The organism is Dietzia sp. DQ11-71, from assembly GCF_014144995.1.
GTDB lineage: Bacteria > Actinomycetota > Actinomycetes > Mycobacteriales > Mycobacteriaceae > Dietzia > Dietzia kunjamensis.
This window is the reverse complement of the sequence record NZ_JAALDT010000041.1, coordinates 1-9240: the sequence shown is the minus strand read 5'-3', so window position 1 is coordinate 9240 and position 9240 is coordinate 1. Positions and strand designations below refer to the sequence as shown.

The following is a 9240-nucleotide window of genomic DNA, read 5'->3' as shown; positions in this document are numbered from 1 at the left end:
GGGACACCGGTCGGGGCGCCACGCCGGACGCCCACACGCTCTTCGAGATCGGCTCCGTCACGAAGGTGTTCACCGCCCTGTTGCTGGCCGACGGTGTCGTCCGGGGGCAGTGGCGCTTGGACACCCCGGTCCGGGACCTGCTCCCCACCGGCACGGACCTGCCGGGTGGCGACGACGACCCGATCACGTTGCAGCACCTCGCGACCCACACCTCCGGGCTCCCCAGGACGCCCGGCCGGCTGGGGCTCCGGGAGAACCTCGCCCACGTGCGCACGGGTGCGGATCCCTATGTGGACCTCACGGAATCGAACGTCCTCGCCGGACTCCGTGGCCTCCGCCCGCGTCGGCACCCGGGTCAGGGCACGCCGAGGTACTCGAACCTCGGCTTCGGCCTTCTCGGCATCGCGATGACCAGCGCGACCGGGGCCGACTTCGGGGCGCTCGTCCGCGACCGGATCTGCGGACCACTGGGCATGCCCGACATCGTGACCGAGGATGAGATGACCGACGATCAGCGGCGGCGAACGGCCCTCGGGCACCGCAGCCGCCGCCGCGGCGCCGAACCGTGGCCGCTGCGCGGAATGCCGGGCGCGGGAGCACTGCGCTCCACGGCGGCCGACATGACGCGGTTCCTCGCCGCGCACCTCGATCCGTCGACCACCGACCTCGAGGACGCCGTCCGACTCACGCAGGCCACGCCGCCGTCCGGGCCCGAACGGATGGGGCTCGGGTGGCATCGCGCCGGCCCGGGCACCCTGTGGCACAACGGCGGCACCGGCGGGTTCCGGTCGATCGCCGTCGTCGACACCGTCGGCGGGACCCTCGCGGTCACCCTCGTCAACCAGACCAGGGGAGCCGATCTGCCCACCTTCCGCCTCCTCCGCGCCATCGGCCCGTGACCGCCGCGTTCCGCCGGCGCGGCGGCGGCCGCCCTCGTCGTCGTCGTCCTCCGCGACGTATGTCGCTCCCTGCGGCCATACTGGGCCGCATGGCTCAGACATGGAAGCAGATCGTGGAGGCAGACCCCGAGCACTCCCGGCGGTACGCCCGACGGTGGGACGACATGGTGGCCGAGGGAGTGGACATCGACGGCGAGGCGCGGCTGATCGACGCGATGGTCCCGCGCGGTGCCCGGATCCTCGACGTGGGCTGTGGTCAGGGGCGCACCGGCGCCTACCTGCACTCGCGTGGTCACCGTGTCACCGGCGTCGACCTCGACCCCCACCTGATCGAGCGGGCGCGGGAGCTGTGCCCGGAGGCGTCGTGGGAGGTCGCGGACCTGGCGGACGAGGGCTGGCCCCGCGGGCCGTTCGACCTCGCCGTGTCGGCGGGCAACGTCCTGGCCTTCGTCGACCCCGCCGACCGCGGCACCGTGCTGACCAACCTCGCCGCGCGGCTCGCCACGGCGGACGAGGGCACCGAGGGTAGGGCGGGTCGCCTGGTCGTGGGCTTCGGGCTCGACCGGGGCTGGACCCGGGAGGAGTTCGACCGCGACGCCGACCGCGCCGGGCTGCGGGTGCAGCAGCGCTGGTCGACGTGGGACCTGCTGCCGTTCGACGACGACAGCGGCTTCATGGTCACCGTCCTCGTGCGCAGCGACGGGGCCGCCTCGTGAGCTCCGCGGCGTGGACCGTCGACGACCTGCCCGACCTGACCGGGAAGACCATCGTGGTCACGGGCGGCACCAGCGGCATCGGGAAGGAAGCCGCGCGTGAACTCGCGCGCCGGGGCGCCCACGTCGTGCTCCCGTCCATCACCCGCGCCGAGGGGGAGGCGGCGGCCGCGGAGATCGGCGGATCCACCGAGGTCCACGAGCTAGACCTGAGTGACCTGCACGCCGTGCGGGAGTTCGCGAGCTCGTACACGGACCCCGTCGACATCCTGTTGGACAACGCCGGTCTGATGAGCAAGACCCGGCGGGAGACCGCCGACGGCTTCGAGCTGCACCTGGGGGTCAACGTCCTCGCGCCGTTCCTGCTCACCGAACTCCTGCTGCCCCGGATCCGGGAGCGGGTGGTGATCACGGCCTCGATGGCCCACGCCAAGGGGCGGATCGACTTCGCCGACCCCCACTTCCGACAGCGCCCCTACTCGATGGCGGCGGCGTACGCCCAGTCGAAGCTGGCGTGCATGCTCTGGGGCCTCGACCTGCAGAACCGGCTCGCCGCCGCGGGCTCCGCGGTGGACGTGCAGCTCGCCCACCCCGGTTTCGCCGCCACCTCGATCCTCGACCCGACCCCGTTCCCGCCGGTCAATGCCGTGCTCAACCTGCTCGGCCGGCGGATCGTCCCCACGGCAGCCGACGGGGCACGCCCGCTGCTGTACGCGGCGACGGAGGATCTGCCGCCGGCGTCGTACATCGGACCGACGGGTTTCCGACAGATCGCGGGCCCGCCCGGACCCGGTGAGCGATCGGGCCCGGCCGGGGATCCCGATCTGGCCTGCCGATTCCGGGAGTTCGCCGTGCGCGAGACCAGAGCCGTCCCGAAGGTCTGACTCGTCCCGGTTCTGACTCGCCGGAAGTGACCCCGCCGGCCGCATCGGTAAGCTGGAACGCATGACAGCCAGCCACCTCGACGCTTCCGACCTCACTGGCCAGACGGACGCCGGGCCCGCCGCGGACCCGACCCGCGACGCCGTCCACGACGCCGCCCGCCGGGCCCGGTCCGCCTCGCGCGAGCTGACCCTGCTCACCGCCGACCGCAAGAACGCACTGCTGCAAGCCGCCGCCGACGCCCTCGTGGTGGCGGAGTCGACGATCCTCGAGGCCAACGCCCGGGACCTCGCCGAGCAGGCCGAGGCCGGAATGAGCGAGGCCATGCTCGACCGGCTGCGGCTCACCGCCGAGCGGATCGAGGGCATCGCCGACGGCCTGCGTCAGGTGGCCGGCCTGGCGGACCCGGTCGGCACCGTCACGCGTGGCTCGACCCGCCCCAACGGGCTGCAGTTGCGACAGGTCCGGGTCCCGCTCGGTGTGGTCGGGATGATCTACGAAGGTCGCCCCAACGTCACCGTCGACGCGTTCGGGCTCGCCTTCAAATCGGGCAACGCAGCACTGCTGCGAGGGTCGCGCTCGGCCCGCAACTCCAATGAGGCGCTGGTCGAGGTGCTCCGCGGTGTCCTCGCGGAGCACGGCCTGCCCGTCGATGCGGTCCAGCTCCTGCCGTCCGAGGACCGGTCGTCGGTCACCCACCTCATCCAGGCGCGCGGTCTGGTGGACGTCGTCATCCCCCGCGGTGGTGCGGGGCTGATCCAGGCCGTGGTGGAGAACGCCAAGGTCCCGGCCATCGAGACCGGTACCGGCAACTGTCATCTCTACATCCATGGAGACGCGGACCTGGACGAGGCCATCAGCCTGCTGCTCAACGGGAAGACGCGTCGCTGCAGCGTCTGCAACGCCACCGAGACGGTGCTGCTCGATTCCGCACTCGGCGACGCGGCCGTGGACCGCGTCGTGGGGGCGTTGAGGTCGGCCGGCGTCACCGTCCACGGTGACCGCGAGGGCCTCGTCCTCGCCGATGACGTCGACTGGGGCGAGGAGTACCTCAGCATGGACATCGCGCTCAAGGTGGTCGACGGGGTGGACGAGGCGATCGAGCACATCGACCGCTGGTCCTCCGGACACACCGAGGCCATCTCCACCCGCAGCATCGACGTGGCAGACCGGTTCTGCGCCCGCGTCGACGCGGCGGCGGTGATGGTCAACGCCTCCACCGCCTGGACCGACGGGGAGATGTTCGGCTTCGGCGCCGAGATCGGTATCTCCACCCAGAAGCTCCACGCCCGCGGCCCGATGGGGCTCGAGGAACTGACCAGCACGAAGTGGATCGCCCACGGCAAGGGGCACGTGCGGCCGTAGAGGCACTCGCGCCCGGGCCACCCGCCGGCCCGCCACCGACGACCCCGAACCGAAAAGGACCCACCCGATGGACCGAGCCCGCACCGCCCAGCGACCCGCATTCGAGAGCATCGACCACGTCATCGAGGCCCTCGGTGGACAGGGGTACCTGGCCGACCGATCGACCGCGACGGTGGTCTACCTCGCCGACCGGTTGGGCAAGCCGCTGCTCATCGAGGGCCCGGCCGGTGTCGGCAAGACGGAGCTGTCGAAGGCCGTCGCCGCCGCCACGGAGGCCGAACTCATCCGCCTGCAGTGCTACGAGGGCGTGGACGAGGCCCGTGCGCTCTACGAGTGGAACCACGCCAAGCAGATCCTGCGGATCCAGGCCGGGCAGGGCGAGGGGTGGGACTCCACGCGCGACGACGTGTTCGCCGAGGAGTTCCTGCTCTCCCGGCCGTTGCTCACCGCCATCCGGCGCAGCGAGCCCACCGTCCTGCTCGTCGACGAGGTGGACAAGGCCGACATCGAGATCGAGGGGCTGTTGCTGGAGGTCCTCAGCGACTTCGCGGTGACCATCCCCGAGCTCGGGACCATCGAGGCCTCCCGACGCCCGTTCGTGGTGCTGACCTCCAACGCGGCCCGCGAGCTGTCCGAGGCGCTCAAGCGGCGGTGCCTCTACCTGCACCTGGACTTCCCGACCCCCGAGCTGGAGCGCAAGATCCTCGCCTCCCGGGTGCCGGAGCTCGACGACCGGCTGGCCGAGCAGCTCGTTCGCGTGGTGGGCGTCCTGCGCGCGATGGCGCTGAAGAAGGTGCCGAGCGTGTCGGAGACGATCGACTGGGGTCGCACCCTCGTGGCGCTGGGCCTGGACACCATCGACGACGAGGTCGTCCTGCAGACGCTCGGCGTGGTGCTCAAGCACCAGTCCGACCAGCTGCGCGCGGCCGCCGAGCTCCGGCTCAACTAGGGCCGTGCGGAACAGGGAGATGGGTGGAATGACCGACAGGGCCCCGGGCGGGATGTCCGGTCACCTCGTCGACTTCGTCGACGCACTGCGCCGCAAGGGCATCCCCGTCGGTCCGAGCGAGGCCGTGGACGCCGCCGCGGCGATGGTGCACGTCGACCTGCTCGACCGCGCCGCGCTGCGCGAGGCGCTGGCCTCGACGATCCTGCACAAGTCCACGCACCGTGGGGTGTTCGACCAGCTCTTCGACCTGTGGTTCCCGGCCGCCGTGGGGTCCCACACCGCGGGCGACGCGGTGACGCTCGAGGTGGAGATCCCGACCGACGACGACGGCAAGGTGGATCCGGACGCCCTGAACGAACTCATCGCATCGCTCCTGCTCGAGGACACCGAGGAGTCGCGGGCCAAGGCCCGGGCGTTGGCGGAACTCCTGGTCGAGCAGCTGGGCTCGTATGACTCGGTGAACGGGCCGCGCTACTCCGCCTACCAGGCACTGAGCCCGCTCGACACCAACTCGATCATGCAGCGGATCCTGGACGGGCTGCTCGGCGCCGACCCCTTCGACCCGGACGGTTCCCAGCGGCACGCCGAGAAGACCGCGGCCGCCAATTCGGCCGCCGACCTGGTCCGCGGCTTCCTGCGGGAGGTCGCCGACGAGACCCGCCGCCGCACCGCCGAGACCGTGGGCCGCGACCGCGTCGCTCAGTACGCGGTGGGGCCCGCGGCCGAACAGGTCGACTTCCTGCGGGCCAACGACCAGGACCTGCAGGCACTGCGCCGCAGGGTGGGTCCGCTGGCCAGGCAACTGGGCAGCCGACTTGCGGCCCGCCGGCGTCGTCACCGGCACGGTGCGATCGACATGCGCAAGACCATGCGCCGGTCCATGTCCACCGGCGGCGTCCCCGTGGAACTGGTGCTGCGCAAGCCCCGCCCGGCCCGTCCGGAGCTGGTCGTGTTGTGCGACGTGTCCGGCTCGGTGGCCGGGTTCAGCCACTTCACTCTCCAGCTGGTGCACTCGCTCCGGGAGCAGTTCTCCCGGGTACGGGTGTTCGCGTTCGTCGACACCACCGACGAGGTGACCTCGTTCTTCGAGACCGGGTCGGACCTCGGATCCGCGATGAGCCGGATGGTCCGCGAGGCCGAGATCGTCACCTATGACGGTCACTCCGACTACGGCCACGCGCTGGCGGGCTTCGCGGACAGGTACGCCCACACCCTGACCAGGACGGGGTCGCTGCTCATCCTGGGAGACGGCCGCAACAACTACCGGGATCCGTCCGTCGAGGCACTCGAGTTCGTCAGCGAGAGGGTCGGACACACCCACTGGCTCAACCCGGAGCCCAAGCGGCAGTGGGGGACCGGCGATTCGGCCGCCAGGCTGTACTCCCAGTACGTCCCCATGCACGAGTGCCGCAACGTCGAACAGCTCACGACGGTCGTCGCGAGCCTGCTCCCCGTGTGAGCGATAGCGGCGACGGGGCGCGGCAGACGACTGGGCGGCACCCCCGACCGATAGACTCACCGACCATGACCACGACGGGGACCTCCGACGGCGCTCGACGCCGCATCGGAGTGATGGGCGGGACCTTCGACCCCATCCATCACGGCCACCTCGTCGCGGCCAGCGAGGTCGCCCACCGGTTCGGTCTCGACGACGTGGTGTTCGTCCCCACCGGCGAGCCGTGGCAGAAACGGGGCCGGGCGGTGTCACCGGCCGAGGACCGCTACCTGATGACGGTCATCGCCACGGCCTCCAACCCGCGCTTCTCGGTCAGCCGCGTCGATATCGACCGGGACGGACCGACCTACACGCTCGACACGCTCAAGGACCTGCTGCGCCAGCACCCGGACACCGATCTGTACTTCATCACGGGCGCCGACGCGCTGGAGAAGATCCTCACATGGCGCGGGTGGGAGGAGATGTTCGACTTCGCCACGTTCGTCGGGGTCTCCCGGCCCGGGTTCGAACTGTCCGACACACACCTCGCCGAGATCAGGGACGGGCGCGTCTACCTGCTCGAGATCCCCGCGCTGGCCATCTCGTCCACGGAGTGCCGCCGCCGGGCGGCCGAGGACGCGCCCGTGTGGTATCTCGTGCCGGACGGTGTCGTGCAGTACATCGCGAAACGCAATCTCTACCGGCCCGAGGGCTCGACCCGCCTGGACGGCACCCCCGCAGCGACGGCCCCGGTACACCGGGTGCCCGTCCCCACCGATCCCCACCCCGAGGAGAATTCCCAGTGACCGCAAGCCCCGAGGCCCTTGAGATGGCCGCCATCGCGGCCCGCGCCGCCGACGACAAACTGGCGACCGACATCGTCGTCATCGACGTCTCCGGCCAGCTCATCATCACCGACTGTTTCGTCCTGGCGTCCGCCGACACGGAGCGACAGGTCAACTCCGTCGTCGACGAGGTCGAGGACAAGCTGCGCGAGGCCGGCCACAAGCCGCTGCGTCGCGAGGGCACCCGTGAGGGGCGGTGGGCACTGCTCGACTACAACGAGCTGGTCGTGCACGTCCAGCACGTCGACGAGCGTGACTACTACTCGCTCGACCGCCTGTGGAAGGACTGCCCGGTCGTCGAGATCGAGGGCGTCGAGACGTCGCGACGGTCCGCTGACGACGCCGGCAACGCCGACGACTCGCTCGCGCCGGAGGAGCCACAGCGGGACCAGGAGCTCTGAACCACCCGGTGACCCGACGTCTCATCCTCCTGCGCCACGGCCAGACGCACTACAACGCCTCGTTGCGGATGCAGGGACAGCTGGACACCGAGCTCAGTGAGCTGGGTGAGCGGCAGGCCCACGCCGTCGGCCGCGTGCTGGCACCCCGTCGCCCGTGGACGATCCTGTCCTCGGACCTGCAGCGGGCGCACGAGACGGCGAAGGCGTTGGCCACCGAGGTGGGATTGGACGTCCGCACCGACCCGCGGCTGCGGGAGACGCACCTGGGCACGTGGCAGGGCATGAGCCACTCGGAGGTCGACGGGCAGTGGCCCGACGCCCGGGTCCGGTGGCGCAGCAGTCCCCGGTGGTCCCCGCCGGAGGGCGAGAGCCGTCTGGACGTGGCGCGGCGGACCCGGGAGGTCGTCGATGAGCTGGTCGAGTCGTCGCCCGACTGGAGCGAGCACCCCGCCGTGATCGTCGCCCACGGCGGCGCGATCGCGGCCCTCACTGCGTCGCTGCTCGAGCTGCCGGTGGAGCAGTACTCGGTGTTCAACGGACTCGGCAACACGTGCTGGGTGCAGCTGTCGGCGCACGTCCGCCCCGAGGGCACGGCCGCGCAGGCTCCCGAGCCCGAGGTCGGCCCCACCACCGAGGCCGCCCGAGGTGTTCTGTGGCGCCTGGACCAGTGGAACGCCGGCATCACCCCTCCGGTGGGCTCGTCATGACGATCCGCCTGGTCACCGACTCGAGTGCCGACCTGCCGGCCGAGTGGGTCCGCGGGTTCGGCATCACGGTGGTGGGTCTGCACGTCGTGGAGGAGAACGACCGCGCGGTGTCCACGGCCGCGGTCACGCCCGACGAACTGGCGGAGATCTACGGGGAACTGCTCGCGGATCCCGACTGCACAGGGGTGGTGTCGGTGCACCTGTCCCGCGAGCTCTCGCGAACGTGGCAGTCGGCGGCCGACGCCGCGACCAGGTTCGGGGGCCGGGTTCTGGTCTCGGACTCCCGCGGAGCGGGCATGGCGTTCGGGGCCGCCGTCGCGCAGTGCGCGTGGGCGGCGGGGAACGGGCTCGGCCTGTCCGCGACCTACGAACTGGCCGAGCGGCTCTGCCGGGGCGCCTCGACGTACGCCGCACTGGAGTCACTCGAGAACCTGCGCAGAGGCGGCCGGATCAGTGCGCTCGCCGCGCTCTTCGGTAGCGCCCTGGCCATGCGCCCGGTGATCGTGTTGCGCAACGGATCGGTGGACCTGGCGGCCAAGGCCCGCACCACCACCAAGGCGCATGCGCGGCTGCGGTCCCTGCTGCGCGACGACGTGGCGCGCGGTGACGTGCTGGTGGTGGTCCACCACCACCAGGCGCGCGAGCGGGCCGAGGAGATGGCCACCGAGATCCGCAAGGAGACCCAGTTTCCGGAGCGGGTCATGATCGTCGAATTCGACGAGGTCCTCGCATGGCACCTGGGGCCGGGAACAGTGGGTGTCTCGGTGACGGACCTGGTCGACACCGAATTCCCCATCCTTCCCCCCTCTCCACAGCCGGCGGACTGACGGCCGCGATCGGGGCCACCGCGGAGGATGTGCCGGGCTAGCTTCGCGCCATGCGAACCGAGACCCCGGCACGATCCGGCGGCCCCGTCGACTCCCATCGGGACCCTGCGCGGGCGGCCGCCCTGCACCGACTCGCCAGCGCACTCTCGCCGCCGGACGCCGACCGTCCTGCCGCGGTCGATCATCGTCCGGCCCCGGGCGAAGCCCCTCCGGCAAC

General features: G+C 71.5%; 10 protein-coding genes. All 10 read left to right on the top strand.

Features of this window, described 5'->3' with window-relative positions:
* Positions 1–899 (top strand): serine hydrolase domain-containing protein (locus G6023_RS01745; RefSeq protein WP_182633927.1); only part of this gene is annotated, 899 nt, incomplete at its 5' end.
* Between the two features lie 89 nt (positions 900–988).
* On the top strand, positions 989–1615 hold the full coding sequence (locus G6023_RS01740) for a class I SAM-dependent DNA methyltransferase (RefSeq protein ID WP_182633926.1): 627 nt from the start codon (positions 989–991) through the stop codon (positions 1613–1615).
* A complete protein-coding gene (locus G6023_RS01735; protein WP_182633925.1) occupies positions 1612–2496 on the top strand; it encodes an SDR family NAD(P)-dependent oxidoreductase in 885 nt (294 codons plus the stop codon). The genes G6023_RS01740 and G6023_RS01735 overlap by 4 nt, the downstream gene beginning before the upstream one ends.
* 61 nt (positions 2497–2557) lie before the next feature.
* Positions 2558–3859, top strand: a complete 1302-nt coding sequence (locus tag G6023_RS01730; protein WP_182633924.1) for a glutamate-5-semialdehyde dehydrogenase — start codon at positions 2558–2560, stop codon at positions 3857–3859.
* Positions 3860–3926: 67 nt separating this feature from the next.
* Positions 3927–4808 carry an AAA family ATPase gene (locus G6023_RS01725; RefSeq protein ID WP_096905768.1) on the top strand — a complete coding sequence of 294 codons (882 nt, stop codon included), beginning with the start codon at positions 3927–3929 and terminating at the stop codon, positions 4806–4808.
* A gap of 28 nt (positions 4809–4836) precedes the next feature.
* The gene (locus G6023_RS01720; RefSeq protein WP_120286303.1) at positions 4837–6267 is read left to right on the top strand and encodes a vWA domain-containing protein; all 1431 of its coding nucleotides are present in this window, start codon (positions 4837–4839) and stop codon (positions 6265–6267) included.
* Between the two features lie 65 nt (positions 6268–6332).
* The gene (gene nadD, locus G6023_RS01715) at positions 6333–7049 is read left to right on the top strand and encodes a nicotinate-nucleotide adenylyltransferase (protein WP_096905766.1); all 717 of its coding nucleotides are present in this window, start codon (positions 6333–6335) and stop codon (positions 7047–7049) included.
* Positions 7046–7489, top strand: a complete 444-nt coding sequence (gene rsfS / locus G6023_RS01710; RefSeq protein ID WP_182633923.1) for a ribosome silencing factor — start codon at positions 7046–7048, stop codon at positions 7487–7489. Before nadD ends, rsfS begins: the two co-directional genes overlap by 4 nt.
* Before the next feature lie 8 nt (positions 7490–7497).
* Entirely contained in the window at positions 7498–8196 is a 699-nt protein-coding gene (locus G6023_RS01705; protein WP_182633922.1) for a histidine phosphatase family protein, read from the top strand.
* Entirely contained in the window at positions 8193–9023 is an 831-nt protein-coding gene (locus tag G6023_RS01700; RefSeq protein ID WP_096907294.1) for a DegV family protein, read from the top strand. Before G6023_RS01705 ends, G6023_RS01700 begins: the two co-directional genes overlap by 4 nt.
* The last annotated feature ends 217 nt before the right edge of the window (positions 9024–9240 follow it).

Coding starts and splice junctions, on each gene's coding strand:
- G6023_RS01720 (WP_120286303.1), top strand. CDS start 4,837: ATGACCGACAGGGCCCCGGGCGGGATGTCCGGTCACCTCGTCGACTTC.
- G6023_RS01725 (WP_096905768.1), top strand. CDS start 3,927: ATGGACCGAGCCCGCACCGCCCAGCGACCCGCATTCGAGAGCATCGAC.
- G6023_RS01730 (WP_182633924.1), top strand. CDS start 2,558: ATGACAGCCAGCCACCTCGACGCTTCCGACCTCACTGGCCAGACGGAC.
- G6023_RS01700 (WP_096907294.1), top strand. CDS start 8,193: ATGACGATCCGCCTGGTCACCGACTCGAGTGCCGACCTGCCGGCCGAG.
- G6023_RS01740 (WP_182633926.1), top strand. CDS start 989: ATGGCTCAGACATGGAAGCAGATCGTGGAGGCAGACCCCGAGCACTCC.
- nadD (WP_096905766.1), top strand. CDS start 6,333: ATGACCACGACGGGGACCTCCGACGGCGCTCGACGCCGCATCGGAGTG.